The 14,296-nt window shown below is 61.3% G+C and carries 15 protein-coding genes; 5 read left to right on the top strand and 10 right to left on the bottom strand.

Going from position 1 to position 14,296, the window contains the following annotated elements; all coding sequences use genetic code 11:
• Positions 1–63: 63 nt before the first annotated feature.
• Entirely contained in the window at positions 64–1,848 is a 1,785-nt protein-coding gene (locus FHT75_RS09705) for an APC family permease (protein WP_183844838.1), read from the bottom strand.
• 248 nt (positions 1,849–2,096) lie between these two features.
• Between FHT75_RS09705 and FHT75_RS09700 the strand changes: the two genes are divergently transcribed.
• The 4 genes from FHT75_RS09700 to FHT75_RS09685 all read left to right on the top strand — a co-directional run bounded on the left by FHT75_RS09700 (position 2,097) and on the right by FHT75_RS09685 (position 5,714).
• Entirely contained in the window at positions 2,097–4,466 is a 2,370-nt protein-coding gene (locus FHT75_RS09700; RefSeq protein WP_183844839.1) for a DUF1989 domain-containing protein, read from the top strand.
• A 272-nt stretch (positions 4,467–4,738) separates the two neighbouring features.
• Complete coding sequence (locus FHT75_RS09695; RefSeq protein WP_003548109.1) at positions 4,739–4,948, top strand: cold-shock protein; 210 nt, start codon at positions 4,739–4,741, stop codon at positions 4,946–4,948.
• A gap of 127 nt (positions 4,949–5,075) precedes the next feature.
• Complete coding sequence (locus FHT75_RS09690) at positions 5,076–5,297, top strand: hypothetical protein (RefSeq protein ID WP_047613334.1); 222 nt, start codon at positions 5,076–5,078, stop codon at positions 5,295–5,297.
• A 36-nt stretch (positions 5,298–5,333) separates the two neighbouring features.
• A complete protein-coding gene (locus FHT75_RS09685) occupies positions 5,334–5,714 on the top strand; it encodes a DUF6481 family protein (RefSeq protein ID WP_047613336.1) in 381 nt (126 codons plus the stop codon).
• Between the two features lie 41 nt (positions 5,715–5,755).
• Here the strand turns inward: FHT75_RS09685 and minE are convergent, their stop codons facing one another.
• The 9 genes from minE to FHT75_RS09640 all read right to left on the bottom strand — a co-directional run bounded on the left by minE (position 5,756) and on the right by FHT75_RS09640 (position 13,772).
• On the bottom strand, positions 5,756–6,016 hold the full coding sequence (minE, locus tag FHT75_RS09680) for a cell division topological specificity factor MinE (RefSeq protein WP_003574994.1): 261 nt from the start codon (positions 6,014–6,016) through the stop codon (positions 5,756–5,758).
• Positions 6,013–6,828, bottom strand: coding sequence for a septum site-determining protein MinD (minD, locus tag FHT75_RS09675; RefSeq protein WP_018448670.1), 816 nt, complete (start codon positions 6,826–6,828; stop codon positions 6,013–6,015). Before minD ends, minE begins: the two co-directional genes overlap by 4 nt.
• A gap of 85 nt (positions 6,829–6,913) precedes the next feature.
• Complete coding sequence (gene minC / locus FHT75_RS09670) at positions 6,914–7,633, bottom strand: septum site-determining protein MinC (protein ID WP_047613339.1); 720 nt, start codon at positions 7,631–7,633, stop codon at positions 6,914–6,916.
• 210 nt (positions 7,634–7,843) lie between these two features.
• Positions 7,844–8,446 (bottom strand): PAS domain-containing protein, encoded by a 603-nt coding sequence (locus FHT75_RS36255; RefSeq protein ID WP_047613341.1) that lies wholly within the window; start codon positions 8,444–8,446, stop codon positions 7,844–7,846.
• 117 nt (positions 8,447–8,563) lie between these two features.
• A complete protein-coding gene (locus tag FHT75_RS09660) occupies positions 8,564–9,901 on the bottom strand; it encodes an NAD(P)-binding domain-containing protein (protein ID WP_047613343.1) in 1,338 nt (445 codons plus the stop codon).
• Between the two features lie 83 nt (positions 9,902–9,984).
• Entirely contained in the window at positions 9,985–11,025 is a 1,041-nt protein-coding gene (locus FHT75_RS09655; protein WP_047615087.1) for a heme-dependent oxidative N-demethylase family protein, read from the bottom strand.
• 34 nt (positions 11,026–11,059) lie between these two features.
• Positions 11,060–12,025 (bottom strand): PDR/VanB family oxidoreductase, encoded by a 966-nt coding sequence (locus FHT75_RS09650; RefSeq protein ID WP_183844840.1) that lies wholly within the window; start codon positions 12,023–12,025, stop codon positions 11,060–11,062.
• On the bottom strand, positions 12,022–12,627 hold the full coding sequence (locus FHT75_RS09645) for a dimethylamine monooxygenase subunit DmmA family protein (protein ID WP_183844841.1): 606 nt from the start codon (positions 12,625–12,627) through the stop codon (positions 12,022–12,024). The genes FHT75_RS09650 and FHT75_RS09645 overlap by 4 nt, the downstream gene beginning before the upstream one ends.
• Positions 12,628–12,638: 11 nt before the next feature.
• Positions 12,639–13,772, bottom strand: coding sequence for an aminomethyltransferase family protein (locus FHT75_RS09640; RefSeq protein WP_183844842.1), 1,134 nt, complete (start codon positions 13,770–13,772; stop codon positions 12,639–12,641).
• On the opposite strand from FHT75_RS09640, the gene FHT75_RS09635 reads away from it, so the two are divergent.
• Complete coding sequence (locus FHT75_RS09635) at positions 13,760–14,053, top strand: hypothetical protein (protein WP_155295714.1); 294 nt, start codon at positions 13,760–13,762, stop codon at positions 14,051–14,053. The two genes, FHT75_RS09640 and FHT75_RS09635, sit on opposite strands and share 13 nt — an antisense overlap.
• Positions 14,054–14,296 lie beyond the last annotated feature (243 nt).

The raw sequence follows: 14,296 nt of genomic DNA, 5'->3' as shown, positions 1-14,296 counted from the left end.
CCAACGAAGAAAGCCGCCATGTTTCCATGGCGGCTTTTCGGCCTTGCTGCTTGGGAGGCGATTTTAGGCCGGAAGCTGGAAGATCACGTTGGCGATCAGGACGATCGCCAAGCCGCCGGCGAGCGCCAGGTAAGGCAGGATGCCGGCTTTCTTGACGCCGAGATCCTGGCCGACCAGACCGAGATCCTCCATCGCGCCGGCCGGGAACTTGCCGCCGTCGCGCACATAGTGGCGATAGGCGAAGACGGGCAGGATCAGGGCGGCGAAGATGAAGCCGACCCAGAGCGCATTGGAATAGCCCCATACCTTGGCGCCGGCGCCGAGGAAGAGGGCGTTGACGAAGGCGAGCACGGTGTTGAGGCCGATCAGCCACGTCGGCGCCTTCCAGGGGCGTTCGATATGGCCGGAATCCACCCGGTGGATCCAGCCGGAGTTGAGGTTCAGGAAGTTGAAGATGATGTAGCCGACATTCGAGACGGCGAGCACGAAGAAATAGCCGCCGACATCCGAGGCGATTGCCAGCAGGAAGAGATTGAAGGCGAAATCGGTCCACATCGCCCGCGTCGGCGCGCCATTCTCATTGACGTGGTCGAGGTATTTCGGCAGCCAGCCGTCCTTCGAGCCCTGGTAGAGCGTGCGCGACGAGCCGGCCATCGCCGTCATGATGGCGAGGAAGAGCGCCATGATCATCAACACGACGAGCAGCTGGGTGACGATCCGGCCGGCGCCGATCAGGCCGCCGAGCGCTTCGGCAACGCCGGTGCCGTCGACGATGCCGGGGGCGAGCATGCCTGCATGGCCGAGAACGCCCTGGAAGGCGAAGGGCACGAGGAAGAAGAACAGGCAGCAGGCAAGGCCGGAATAGAAGATCGCCTTGAAGGTGTCGGTCTTCGGGTTCTTCAGTTCGCGGGTGTAGCAGACCGCCGTCTCGAAGCCGTAGGTCGACCAGGCGGCGATATAGAGGCCGCCGAGGAAGAGCGTCCAGCCGCCGTTGCTCCAGGTGCCGTCGGCGGCAGCATAGGCAGCCGTCGGCGGCACGAGGCCGGTGACGTTGGTGGCAAGGATCTGGCCGCTGACGATCGGGTAAAGACCGATGATCAGCAGCGGCACCAGCACGATGATTGCCAGCCACTTCTGTACGCTGGCCGTTTCCGAGATGCCGCGATGCTGGATCGCGAAGATGATCAGCATCAGGATGCCGCCGATGAAGAAGGTGGCATTGATATTGGCGGTGGCAAGGAAGGGGATGTTGAAGGTGACGAGCGACCAGTTGCGGATCGCCGGCGTGAGCGCCGCGACACCGTCGGTGCTGAGCAATGCCTTGACGGCGTCATCGGGGGTGGTGCCGGCATGGGCTGCGATATATTCGGCGACGCGGGGGCTATCGGCCGTGATGGAAGCGGCATGGGCGGCGATCCAGTCGAGGACCATTTGCGAATCCGCCGCCGGAATCGGGTAGAAGGCATTGAGGATGTAGCCGGCGGCGATGGCGCAGCCGAGCGACAGCACCGGCGACCAGGCAAACCAGTTGCACCAGACAGACAGCGGCGCGATGAATTTCGAATAACGCAGCCAGGCGGTGGCGCCATAGACCGAGGCGCCGCCGGATTTGTTGCCGAACATGCCGGCGATTTCGGCATAGGTGAAGGATTGCAGGAAACCCATCACCATCGAGATGATCCAGACGACGAAGGCGAGCTTGCCCGTCGTGCCCGCGATACCGCCGATGGAGAAAAGAACGAGCGGCGGCACGCCCGCAGCCACCCAGAATGCGCCCTTCCAATCGAGCGCGCGTACAAGCTTACCCTCGGTGCCGGATGCAATTCCGGCCTCCACAACATCTGTCATCGGTGAAATTCCCCATTCGATTTGTTCCGGACGTATCTTTGTACGTCTCCCTGAACGTGTCTCCCTGACAGTCTCAAGCCGGCCCGGATGATTTTGGCGATCCGTGTTCCCGACGGATTCCCCGAGTCTCAACTCTTTATGCATAGTGAAGATATTTTCTTTTTAGTCAACATGACTTTACTTTCCCGAGGCATTTTGTAACCTGTATGGGTGTGCCCCAGGGTACGCCGATCCCCCATGAGGGCAGCATGCGAGAACTTCATCCTGCTATGAACGGCCTGCGCCCGGCGACTGCGAGCCTCGTGCATTATCCCGGCATTCCCACTCTGCCGGAGGGAACCGAGCGCTACCGGGCAAAGGGCGGCGGATCGGTCGTCATGCGCGTCGCGCCGGGCGACCGCGTCAGCGTCATCGACAGCGAGGGCGGGCAGGTCTGCGAGATCTCTTTCCTCGACGAAAAGGGACGATTCCGGGCGGCCGGTCTTGGTGCGGCATTCAGCAATTCAGCCGAGGGTTTGAAGGCCATTCTTCAGGCAGAGCATGAGAGCGCCGCCCGCACGCGCGTAGCGCTTCAGCGCCGCGGCGCCGATCTGGCTTCGGCCGGAGCGCTTCGCATTTTCGGGGCGGGATCGACCCCGGGCAGCCAAGCGGATTTCACGATTGCCATGAAGGGCCTGCTGATCGTCGCGGCACCCGCCGCGGCCATGTCGCCGGAGGCGCAGGATACGGCGACGCCGATCGAGATCAGGATCAAGCGCAGCCTGTTGATCCGCGATTACGCCTCGGCCCTGCCGGAACCGGTCGCCGATCCGGTCGAGGATATCCGCATCCGGGCGGCGACCGCCGCTGCCTATTTCGTACGTGCCGGCGAATTCATCCAGATCATCGACGTCTATGGACGCCAGTGCACCGATTTCCAGGCGTTTGCCGCCCGCAAGGTCGACAAAGGCCTCGATCTCGCGCTTGATTCCACCGTCACCCGCACGCTGCTCGGCCGCAGCTATCCCATGCCTGGCCTGCCCTCCAAGGCCTTCGACCGCGACTTCGAGCCGCTGGTCGAGATCGTCCAGGATACGGTCGGCCGTCACGACGCTTTCGCGACCGCCTGCAATGCGCGTTATTACGACGACATGGGCTATCCCGGCCACGTCAACTGCACGGATAATTTCAACGCGGCGCTGGCGCCCTACGGCATTGCCGGCCGCAAGGGCTGGGAAGCGCTGAATTATTTCTACAACACCAACATCGACCACAACAACCAGCTCTATCTCGACGAGCCATGGTCGCGTCCCGGCGATTACGTGCTGATGCGGGCGCTGACCGATCTCGTCTGCGTCTCCTCGTCCTGTCCCGACGATATCGACGCGGCGAACGGCTGGGATCCGACGGATATCCACGTCCGCACCTTTTCCGGAAAAGAGAAATTCTCACGAGCGGTAGCCTATCGCATGACCCCAGATGCCGACGCCGAACTGACGCGCGAAACCGCCTTTCATCCTCGCCTCTCCGCCTTGACGCGGGACTACGCCGAATATCGCGGCTACTGGCTGCCGAACCGCTTTTCCAGCGAAGGGCCGGTCGAGGAATATTGGGCCTGCCGCGAGCGCGCCGCCGTCATCGATCTCTCGCCCTTGCGGAAGTTCGAGGTGACGGGGCCGGATGCCGAGGAACTGCTGCAATATTGCCTGACGCGCGACGTGCGCAAACTGTCGACCGGCCAGGTCGTCTATTCCGCCATGTGCTACGAAAACGGCGGCATGATCGATGACGGCACGCTGTTTAGGCTCGGCGACAAGAATTTCCGCTGGATCGGCGGCGATGATTTCAGCGGCATATGGCTGCGTCAACAGGCCGAGAAGAAGGGCTTCAAGGCCTGGGTCCGCTCCTCGACCGACCAGATGCACAATATCGCCCTCCAGGGGCCGAAGAGCCGCGATATCCTGAAGCAGATCATCTGGACGGCGCCGCGCCAGCCTGAAATCGGCGAGCTCGAATGGTTCCGCTTCACCGTCGGTCGCATCGGCGGCTTCGAGGGCGCCCCTGTCGTCGTCTCGCGCACGGGCTATACCGGCGAGCTAGGCTATGAGATCTTCTGTCATCCGAAGGATGCGCTGACGGTGTTCGACGCCGTCTGGGAGGCAGGCCAGCCGCATGGGTTGAAGCCGATGGGGCTGGAGGCGCTCGACATGGTCCGCATCGAGGCGGGCCTGATTTTCGCCCATCACGAATTCACCGACCAGACGGACCCGTTCGAGGCCGGCATCGGTTTCACCGTGCCGCTGAAATCCAAGCAGGATGATTTTATCGGCCGTGAGGCGCTGATCCGGCGCAAGGAGCATCCGCGCCACCTGCTCGTCGGCCTCGACATCAAGGCCAACGAGGCCGTCGGCCATGGTGATTGCGTCCATATCGGCCGGGCCCAGGTCGGCGTCGTCACCAGTGCCACCCGCTCGCCTGTTCTCGGCAAGACCATCGCGCTCGCCCGCATCGACGTGATGCATGCAAGCCCCGGCACCGAGGTCGAAATCGGCAAGCTCGACGGCCACCAGAAGCGCCTGCCGGCGACGATCGTGCCGCCTTCGCATTACGACCCGCAGAAGACGCGGCCGCGCTCGTAACCCCTGTTTTTTGAGGGCGGAGGCGGCGATCGACTTTTTTGGCATGCAAAGCGGCTGATTTGCAACCTGTTGGCGAATGCGCGTTCCTGAAAAACTAAAAGTTGACAAATTCGACTTGGATGACTATATCCCGGTTGTCGATATTGCTTGTTTGACTTTTGTTATCGCACGCTGGCAACGTGCCCTGGACGAACTTCCCTCTTCAAAATCGAGATCATCATCCGCCGTGCTTGCGCACGTGCGGTCTGTCAATTGCTATGAAAGGGTTGGTTATGACCACTGGCACAGTTAAATGGTTCAATTCCACCAAGGGCTTCGGCTTCATTCAGCCTGATGACGGCGGCGCTGACGCCTTCGTTCACATCTCTGCCGTCGAGCGCGCCGGAATGCGCGAAATCGTCGAGGGCCAGAAGATCGGCTACGAGCTTGAGCGCGATAACAAGTCGGGCAAAATGTCCGCTTGCAATCTCCAGGCTGCCTGAGCTGAAATCTGCTTTCCTTTGACCGCGGATGTACCGGCACTGCCGAAAGCATGATACTATCAAGGTCAGGCAATTTGCCTGGCCTTTTTGTTGCGTTCGCTGAGCGGCGCATGAATCCAGGACGGATATGACAGAGTCACATAGCAAATCACGCAAGCAGGCGGAGATTGCCTTTGGAAACGCGCAATCGCAGTTCCTGGCGCGAAGCCGTGCGGTTGAAGAAGTCGATCAGACGGTGCGGGCCCGCGAGGAAAAGACCTTGCGGTTACGCGAAGCCCGCGAGGCCAAGGAGTTGCAGGATCGCTTGACAGCGGTTACCGCTCTTGCCGCAAAGAAAAAGAAAATCTGACCTTCGGGCCAGACATCCAACAGTCAGGAAACAGATTTGAAAAACGCCAGAAACAACGAGCTTGCCGATCGCCGCAGCGCCGCTGCCGAAGCCAAGGCCGCTCTCCTCAATGCGTATCGTACCGCCAAGGATACGGCTGAACCCACCCGGCTCGCCAAGCAGGCGGAGCGCCAGGCCATTGCCGCGGCCAGGGAAGAACGGCGTGCTGCGCGCGAACGGGTCAAGCTCGAGGAACTGGAGCGGGCTCAGGCCGCAGAAGCCGAGCGTCAGGCTGCCGCCGAGGCCGCCGCACGCGCCGAGGCCGACGCGCGCGAAGCGGCTGACAAAGACCGGATCGCCCGCGTGATTGCCGATGAAGCGGCCCGAAAGGCCGAACGCGACCTGCGCTACGCCAATCGCAAAGCCAGAAAGTCCTGACTGTCGGCGCCGCCTGTCGACACGACAGGCAGCGCTATCTTTCAAGCCGCCTGCACGGCTGCATTCAGCGGGATTTCGACGTCGATTTCCAGCGTCGAGACGTACTCGTTGCGATCGATCGTCACCTGCACCTTGTCATGGTCGAGCTGCACGTGTTTTGCGATCACCGCCAGGATTTCCTCACGCAGCAGCGAGACCAGGTCCGACCCCGCCGAGGAACGTTCATGGGCGAGAAGGACCTGCAGCCGTTCGCGGGCGGCCGGTGCTGTTCTCTGCTTGTTGAAAAGACGGAAAATATTCATGCTGCCCTCCGTCCGAAGATCTTGCCGAAAATATTCCTCTTTTCCTCTGGGATCGCGATCGGCACCGTCTCGCCGGCGAGCCGGCGAGCGGCATCGAAATAGGCCATAGCAGCCGCGCTGCGGCTGTCTGCCAGCGTGACCGGCGCGCCGATGTTGGAGGCACGCAGGACATCCATGCTTTCGGGTATGATGCCGAGCAGCGGGATGGAAAGGATTTCAAGGACGTCGTCGACCTTGAGCATGTCGCCGCGTTCGGCGCGGTTGGCGTCGTAGCGGGTGAGCAGCAGGTGCTTTTCCATCCGCTCGCCGCGTTCGGCCTTGGCGGTCTTGGCATCCAGCAGGCCGATGATGCGATCGGAATCGCGCACCGACGAGACTTCCGGATTGGTGACGACCACGGCAACATCGGCGTGCCGCATGGCAAGCGTCGCGCCGCGTTCGATCCCTGCGGGGCTGTCGCAGATGATCCAGTCGAAATAGCGCTTCAGGTCGTTGATGACGCGCTCGACGCCCTCGGCCGTCAGATTGTCCTTGTCGCGCGTCTGCGAGGCCGGCAGCAGGAACAGCGTTTCCAAACGCTTGTCGCGGATCAGCGCCTGGGTAAGCTTGGCGTCGCCCTGGATCACGTTGATCAGGTCGTAGACGACCCGGCGTTCGGCGCCCATCACGAGGTCGAGATTGCGCAAGCCCACGTCGAAATCGACGACGACGACTTTTTCATTGCGTTGCGCCAGCGCCGCTCCCAATGCGGCGGTCGAGGTGGTCTTGCCAACCCCGCCCTTGCCTGACGTGACGACGATCACTTTCCCCATCATTGTCTCTCCTTTGCCGTGGCCCCAGTAATTCAAAGTGTTACAGCGTCCTTTGCGGCTCTCGAAGAGACGCGCACCGCTGCCGTCAGATCAGTTTCTCTGCCATGATCGCGTCCTCTTCGAGCCAGAGCTGAACAGCCTGTCCGCGAAGATTGGGGGCCATGTCTTCCGCCATTTTGTAGATGCCGTCGATTGCAACCAGCTCGGCCTCGAGCTTGCGACAAAAGATCCGCGCCGATGCGTTTCCGATGGACCCCGCCATGGCTCGGCCACGCAGGGCGCCATAGATATGCACGGACCCTCCGGCGATGACCTCGGCACCCGAGGCGACCGATCCGATGACGGTGACGTCACCTTCCGGGAATATCACCGATTGTCCGGAGCGCACCGGCTCCCGAATGACGATCGATTGCATGGCCGGGCGCGTCTCCGCCGCTGCCGGTTTGACCGGCGTATCGACGCTCTCTTTGGCCGGAACCTCGATATCGGAAACCGACCGGCCGCCTTTGAGCGCCGGCGGCATCCCGGAGCCGAGGATCGAAGGCCGCGCGCCTTCGATGCCCATGATGCTGACATTGCGCTTGGCAAGTTCGGCAATCAGGTCCTTCAGCTGCGGCCGGTCGATCTGCAGGTCCGTCAGATCGAGCACGACAGGCCGGCCGAGGAAAAACCCGGCCGAACGCGCGGCCAGATCGTCCAGCCTGATCAACCAATCATCGATGGGAAGATCCGGGGACAGCATGACCGCGAGGAAAGAGCGGCCCTTGATGCGGATAGAGCGAGCGTCTGTTAGCACTTTGGTCATCTATGTGAAGAAATCGTTGACCATGTCTAGCGCTGCTATGGTTAACAAAAAGTTAACGCGACCTTAACATTACCCATAATGACGTGAGGTTTTTCGAGGGCGAGATTGCGGCAAGCCATTGGAAACGCTTTATGTTCTCCAGCTGCACCGCACGGTTAATAATGCGGCTTTCGACGTCAGCCGCAAATCTGCCGCTGCGCCGGGTGACGCTCAGCCTTCCGCCTTGCGTTGTGCATTGGAAATGGCGCGTGCGGCCTCTTCCGAGGAGTTGGCGAGCGTGCGCATCTCGGCGGCCAGCACGGCAAAGCCCGATCCGGCCGTGCCGGCGCGGGCGGCCTCGATGCCGGCATTGACGGCAAGCAGCTTCAGGTAACGCAGCGATTGCAGGATTTCATTGGTCTTCGAGGCGGTGACGCGCATGTCGGCGGTCTGCTCATCGATTCGCTGATAGAGTGATTCGATGTTGATGATGCTGCCTTCGAGATAAAGAAGCTCGCCCCTCTCGTCCCAGATGCCGCCGCCGGTCTCGGTGACCCAGATGAGATGACCCATGGCGTGACGGATGCGGTATTCCATCGTCCAGTCCGTGCGCTTCTCCAGCGCCCGACCGACGATCTCGTCCATCAGAGGCACGTCTTCCTCGTACATGATCGAGGTGAAGGTCCGCGTGCGATTGCCGATGATCTCGTCGGTGGGATAACCGAAGATGCGCTCGATGCCGTCGGTCATTTCAAGCATGGTGTAGTTTTCGTCGGCGCGGCAGCGGTAGAGAAAACCGTTCATGCGCCCGAGAATGCTCGTTTGAAAATCCATGAAGGCCACATCCGAAGAGAAGAGTTGCAGATGGATTTATGTCGTCTCATTTAATACGGCGCATGCGCCGGAAGAGAATGCACGACCACCCTCCTCCGGCAATGCAGGCCTGCCTCATCAGTTGCGCAGATATTCCTCCATGGAATCGTCGAGCGCCTCGACCCAGGGCGTGTGATGCGTCGGCGACATGTTGCCGGTCATCAGCGACCGGTAGGCATGGTCGCGGAAGCCCATGATGTTGTGGGCCTTGTGATGTTCCCACTCCATGAAGGTCTGGTTGGTGCCCTCGATGTCGAAGGAGGGATAGTCGGTTTCATCAAGCAGTTCCTTCACATAGTCGCCCTGATACCAGATCATCTGCTCGGCATCTTCAAGCGTTTCTTCGCGGGCGCGCCACATGTCGAAATTGGCCTTCAGCGCCTCTTCCGACGGCAGGGTGATGCGCCCCATCATGACGTCGCGCGCCCACCAGGCCTGCACGTCGAACATGTTGAAGGTGTAGAACTGGTCCTGCATGCCGATATAGAAAAGCTGCGGGTTCTTGTCGAAGATCACCCCCTTGTAGAGGCTGTCGGCCCAGAGGCGGTTGGCGGTCTTCAGCCGGAGATCGTCGGGCAGGAAGGGGAAGTGGTGCTGGTATCCGGTGCAGAGGATCACGGCATCGACCTCCTTGCTCGAGCCGTCGAGGAAATGCGCCGTGCGGTTTTCGAGCTTGGTCAACAGCGGCCGTTCCTCGAAATTCTCCGGCCATTTGAAGCCCATCGGTTTTGAACGGTAGCTCGTCGTCACCGATTTCGCGCCGTATTTCCAGCATTGCGAACCGATGTCTTCGGCCGAATAGCTGCGGCCGACGATGAGGATATCCTTGCCCTTGAACTCCAGCGCGTCGCGGAAATCATGGGCATGCAGCACGCGGCCGTTGAAGGTCTTCACACCCTCGAAATAGGGCACGTTCGGCGTCGAGAAATGGCCGCTTGCGACGACGACATAATCGAATTCCTCGTCATACATCCGGTCCTCGATGCGGTTATGCGCCGTCACCGTGAATTTCTTCGTCTGATCGTCGAAGCGGACCATGCGCACCGGCGTGCTGAAGCGCACCCAGTGGCGGACATTCGCCTTCTCGACGCGGCCCTTGATGTAATCCCAGAGCACGGCGCGCGGCGGATAGGAGGCGATCGGCTTGCCGAAATGCTCCTCGAAAGAATAATCGGCGAATTCGAGGCATTCCTTCGGGCCGTTCGACCAGAGGTAACGATACATGCTGCCATGGACCGGCTCGCCATATTCGTCGAGGCCGGTGCGCCAGGTATAGTTCCAGAGCCCGCCCCAATCCGACTGTTTTTCGAAGCAGACGATCTCCGGGATCTCGGCGCCCTTCTGGGCGGCCGATTGAAAGGCGCGTAGCTGCGCAAGCCCGGAAGGACCGGCACCGATGACGGCTACTCTTGTCATGAAGCATTCCCCTCTTGATTATATGTCATTGCCTGTTTTGCGCGTCTGAAACCGCACGCGGCGCTGGTGCGCACCGCTGCGCGTCAGTCGGGATAGATGCCGGGACTGGTCGGAGCTCCGTCGTCATATTTGGAAAGCCAGTCGATCGTCGTCTCGCGGAAGCGGGTGAGGCCCTTGTAGTCGATGAGCTCCGGCGGCAGCGTCTTCAGCACGCGCGGAAAGCGGCGCGCCCATTTCGGCACGGTGGCGAGCTCTTCCATGTTCATCAGGTAGCAGCGGATGACGAAGAGGATGGCATTCGAGCGCGGCAGGCGCCAGAGGCTCTGCAGCTCGACGCGCAGATGCACCTTCTCGCCGACATTGTCAGGCGTCACCGTGGTGCGATCGGGACCCCATTTGTGGTAGTTCTCCGGGCTGGTGTCGAGCCGCGGATTGATCGTCATCGTCCAGTTGAAGCGCCGTGTCGGTTTGCCCTGCTGCAGGTTCAACAGGAATTTCAGCGCCCGGTCGAAGACGCCGATCTGGTGGGCGAGCGGCACCGGCCCGTGCCATTCCATGAAATTCATGCCGATATCGAAATCGAGCGACCAGTCGGCCTGCGTCGTCACCATGCCGGCGTCCATCCAGAGATTGCCGTCGCGCTGATCGACGATGCAGAAGTCGCCCTGGGCCTGGCGGGTGATATATTCGAAGGGTTCGCAGGGCAGCGTCGAGGCATCGCCGAAGGTGAAGCTGTCGTCGATGCCGAGCGGCCGGTTGATCCAGCGCCACTGATCGCCGTTGCGGATCAGCGTGAAATGGTCGGGGTAACCCGCCGCCTGCTCTTCCATCAAAAGTTCGAGCGTATCCCATTGCGCGCTCATCATGTGCGGCAGCGCCTGATAGCGCAGCGGATCCTCCTTCAGAACCAATGCCCGATCATGCATCTCGGCGACATAATGCTCGTCGACGTCGATCAGGTTTTCGTAGACGGTGCCCGCCCGGCCGCGCACATGCGGCTCCATGTTGACGGAATACATGTATTCGTCGCGGTCGAAGGGAAACGGGAAGCGCCGGATATTTTCGGGGCTGTTGCGGTAGCTGAAGTCGTTCCGGAAGGTTTCCTGCTTGAAGGCGATTGCCATGTTCGGTCTCCTTGTCCCGCTTTATCAGATGCCGCTAGAGATCAAGATGCAGCGTGTTTCCCTCGAAGCGGGACACGCAGATCATCACCTTGCGGCCGGATGCCTTTTCTTCGTTCGTCAGATAGACGTCATGGTGCAGCAGCTTGCCGTCGCAGGTGACGACCCCGGTCTCGCATTGACCGCAGGCGCCGCCGCGACAGAGGAAGGGCGCGTCGACGCCCGCCGCCTCGATCGCCTCCAGCATGCTTTCGTGATGGCCGACCTTCACGGTCTTGCCGGAGCGGATCAGTTCCATCGTGAAGGGTTTGCCGGGCAGCGATGACAGGAACCGTTCCGAATGCAGGTTCTGTTCCGGCCAGCCGGCGTTAAGGCCTGTTTTCAGCACGCCATCGATCATCCCGGATGGGCCGCAGACATAGAGATGCGTGCCGAGCGGCTGGCTGTCGAGCAGGCGCGTCAGCGGGATGGCGCCGCCTTCGGCGTCGCAATAGATCTTGATGCGATGCCCGCCGTAACGCCCCAGGAGTTCCCGCCAATAGGCGCCGCAATCGCGCGAGCGGATGGCGTAGTGCAGCTCGAAATTGGCGCCTTCGCGGGAAAACTGCTCCATCATCGCGATGAAGGGGGTGATGCCGATGCCGCCGGCGATCAGAAGATGCTTGCGCCCGCGCCAGTCCGGCTGGAACAGGTTGACGGGATAGCTGACCTTCAGCTCGTCGCCTTCACTGACCTTCTCATGCATGAAGGTGGAGCCGCCGCGTGAATCCTCGACATGCAACACGCTGATCTCATAGGCTGTGCAGTCATGCGGCGGCGACATCAGCGAATAGGCGTTGCGGCGCATGTGGCCACCATCGTTCATCGAGACGATGACATGCGCGCCGCCGGAGAAATAGGGCATCGGCTTGCCGTCCAGGCGCTCGAAGCGAAAGCGCTTGACGCGATCGGCGATCGGCGTGATCCGCGCCACGCGGACAGGAATTTCAGTACCACCGCTCAAAGGAACAACTCCTCCGGATCAGGCGCGCTGCCGGGCTCTTCGGCATCGATATTGACGCCTTGGAAGGCGGCGAGCCGGCGAGAATAATGGTCTCGTACCAGAAGCGGGAGCCCGCAATGGCTGCAGGCAAAGGGGCTGGTGGTGACGTCGTCGGTGATGCCCTTGCAATGGACACATTGCACGCGCCGGGCCAGCGAGCCGCGGTGCTCGGTGATGACGGAGGCATGGTCCATGCCGTAATCGAGCGCCAGGAGCATCGCCTGGCCGATGAAGCCTTCGGTGCCCGAGATATACAGCCGCGTGCCCATATGGGCGGTGGCGAGCGAACCCTTCAACCGGAAGAGCAGCGTCGCGATGGTCGGCGCCGTGAAGAACATGTCGGCGCCGAGGCGGCCCAACTCTTCGTCCAGGCCGGACCCTTGCGAGCCGCGGGCGACATAGAGGATCTCGCTGCGGGAAAGCGCCGTTTCGTCAAGCGCCGGTTGCTGATCGAGGAGAGCCTTGGCGCCCTCCCCTTCGAGCGCGAAAATGTGCCGCCGGGCGTTGGGCTGGATGGTCAGTCCCGCGTAGACTGGTCGGCTCTTGATGCCTGCAACGAGCATTCGCGTGCTCCTTAACCTACGGCAGTCCTCTTCTTCTTCTCCGGATCGTCGAAGGGAAGCGTGTGGGCGGTGGCGCCTGCCTTGAGGGTCTTGCCGCGGACTTCGAGTTTCGTCCCATGCACCGCCTTGTCAACGTCCAGACGGGCGATCGCCATCGATTTCTTCGTCAGCGACGAATAGCTCGGGCAGGTGATGACGCCGACCTTTTTGCCGTCGGCAAAGACCTCGTCGCCGAGATCGGCCGGTCCGTCGGCATCGATCAGCATGCCGAAGATCTTGAAGCGTTCCTTACCCTTGAGGCGGGCATGTTCCTCGGCACCGCGGAAGCCCGTCTTGCCGGGGCTGACGGTAAAGTCGAGGCCGAGTTCCCAGAGACTGTCGCCGGGCGGCTGATCGGCGAAGGGATACATCTGCGAATTGTCGTAGGGGTAGAAAAGCAGGTAGCTTTCGACGCGCAGCATGTCGAGAACCGAGAAACAGCAGGGGATGATGCCCATCTCCTTGCCTTCCTCGACGATCCTGTCCCAGACCATCACGGCGTCCTGGCCGCGCACGAAGATCTCGTAGCCGCGCTCGCCGGTATAGCCGGTGCGCGAGATCATCACCGGCGCGCCGAACAGCGTCGTCTGCATGTGGTGGAAATATTTGAGGTCGCGGATGCCGGGCACGTATTTGGCGAGATAGTCGACCGCGAGCGGACCCTGCAGCGACAGGTCATGCAGGTCGTCGTCGAAGAGCACGGCGCAATTACGGCCTGCCGCCTGGCGGACGACTTCCTCGTGGCCGGAGCCGGAGCCATGCACCAGCATCCAGGAATTCGGGCCGGTGCGATAGACGATGCAGTCGTCGGTGAAGTGGCCGCGCTCGTTCAGCATGGTCGCATAGACCGAGCGGCCGGGATAGATCTTCGTCAGGTCGCGGGTGGTGATGTAGTCGAGCACGGCGATGGCGTGCGGGCCGACCAGGTGCACCTTCTTCAGGCCGGAGACATCCATGAGGCCGGCCTTGGTGCGGACGGCGACATGCTCTTCCGACATGTCCTTGTCATAGGTCCAGGCGGTCCCCATGCCGCTCCAGTCCTCGAGCTTCGAGCCAAGAGCGCGGTGCCGATCCGCTAAGGTGGAGAAACGCCATGATAGAGCCATTTTCGTTCCCTCTTGTTTCCTGTACGGAATATTTATTTCTTGACTATATAAATCTTTCGCGTCGTGGCAAGCCCATCCGGCATGCATTTCCTCAAAACTTTGGTGGCATGGTGGCGGTGCGCCTGACCCAGTCTTCGGCGATGACTGTGGTCGGCTCCTTCGCCTATTTTTCAAGGCGCGAAAAACCCCGGTGCCCCCGAGCAACTGGCGGAGCACGCCTGCATAAATTTCCAACTGGCGAGCGGTGTCATTTATGGCTGGGCATTCGAGGAGCAGCTTGACGCTGGCGGCACGGTGCGGGCGTCTGAGATCGCCGTAAAGCGACCGTTGATCGTTAATGGGTCGGGAACAATGTCTGTAGCCAGTTCAGGTGTGGGCCCGGCCCACAACACAGCCGATAATGTCGAGGAGCTTGTAAGGCAGGGATTGCTTGAGCCGTGCCTCGAAGAGTTCCTCAGTCCGGCGCGAAGTCTACGCCGGCCCATCGCGGAGCGAGTGCCGCGTTATGGATCATGAGAACCTCT

This window comes from Rhizobium sp. BK112 (assembly GCF_014193215.1).
GTDB classification, from domain to species: domain Bacteria; phylum Pseudomonadota; class Alphaproteobacteria; order Rhizobiales; family Rhizobiaceae; genus Rhizobium; species Rhizobium anhuiense.
This window is presented reverse-complemented; position numbering and strand designations above follow the sequence as displayed.

Bases quoted from the DNA above. Each gene is read 5' to 3' on its own strand.
- FHT75_RS09705 (WP_183844838.1), bottom strand. From the start codon at position 1,848: ATGACAGATGTTGTGGAGGCCGGAATTGCATCCGGCACCGAGGGTAAG.
- FHT75_RS09700 (WP_183844839.1), top strand. From the start codon at position 2,097: ATGCGAGAACTTCATCCTGCTATGAACGGCCTGCGCCCGGCGACTGCG.
- FHT75_RS09695 (WP_003548109.1), top strand. From the start codon at position 4,739: ATGACCACTGGCACAGTTAAATGGTTCAATTCCACCAAGGGCTTCGGC.
- FHT75_RS09690 (WP_047613334.1), top strand. From the start codon at position 5,076: ATGACAGAGTCACATAGCAAATCACGCAAGCAGGCGGAGATTGCCTTT.
- minE (WP_003574994.1), bottom strand. From the start codon at position 6,016: ATGAATATTTTCCGTCTTTTCAACAAGCAGAGAACAGCACCGGCCGCC.
- minD (WP_018448670.1), bottom strand. From the start codon at position 6,828: ATGGGGAAAGTGATCGTCGTCACGTCAGGCAAGGGCGGGGTTGGCAAG.
- minC (WP_047613339.1), bottom strand. From the start codon at position 7,633: ATGACCAAAGTGCTAACAGACGCTCGCTCTATCCGCATCAAGGGCCGC.
- FHT75_RS36255 (WP_047613341.1), bottom strand. From the start codon at position 8,446: ATGGATTTTCAAACGAGCATTCTCGGGCGCATGAACGGTTTTCTCTAC.
- FHT75_RS09660 (WP_047613343.1), bottom strand. From the start codon at position 9,901: ATGACAAGAGTAGCCGTCATCGGTGCCGGTCCTTCCGGGCTTGCGCAG.
- FHT75_RS09655 (WP_047615087.1), bottom strand. From the start codon at position 11,025: ATGGCAATCGCCTTCAAGCAGGAAACCTTCCGGAACGACTTCAGCTAC.
- FHT75_RS09645 (WP_183844841.1), bottom strand. From the start codon at position 12,627: ATGCTCGTTGCAGGCATCAAGAGCCGACCAGTCTACGCGGGACTGACC.
- FHT75_RS09635 (WP_155295714.1), top strand. From the start codon at position 13,760: ATGATAGAGCCATTTTCGTTCCCTCTTGTTTCCTGTACGGAATATTTA.
- FHT75_RS09640 (WP_183844842.1), bottom strand. From the start codon at position 13,772: ATGGCTCTATCATGGCGTTTCTCCACCTTAGCGGATCGGCACCGCGCT.